Source organism: Streptomyces sp. iso_384 (genome assembly GCF_056172905.1).
In genome coordinates, this window is sequence record NZ_JBWBTT010000044.1 from 1 (window position 1) to 373 (window position 373).

1 pseudogene is annotated in these 373 nt (G+C 73.5%); it reads right to left on the reverse strand.

Annotation, left to right across the window (positions count from 1 at the left end):
- Positions 1 to 373: pseudogene (locus AC0VY3_RS38300) on the reverse strand (hypothetical protein); the annotation flags it as partial.

A 373-nucleotide genomic window follows, 5' to 3' on the forward strand; every position in this document is an offset into this window, starting at 1 on the left:
GTGCAGACAATGACGTCCCCGTCTGAGTTCCGTGTCCGCGCGGTGCACAGGCCGCCGGCCTCACCCAGCGCCTCCAGCGCCTTGCGCCGCTGCGTGGTGTTCGGGTGTGTACGCGGCAGCACGACCTCCCGGACGAACCTCTCCAGCCGCACCAGGTCGGCCCGCTCACGCTGCCTCACGTCCGCGATGTGCACGGCCAGCTCAGCAGTCCCGGCCGACCGGCCGCCGCGCCGCCCCCACTCCCGGTCCGCGATGCGCACCAGGGCCTCGCTCACGGCCGTCACACCGTCGTCCCAGCCGTCCTCGAATACAGGGCCACGTGAGCGCGGCGCCGTGCCGCCCAGCTCCACGACCTCGCACTGTGCCCCGGCGA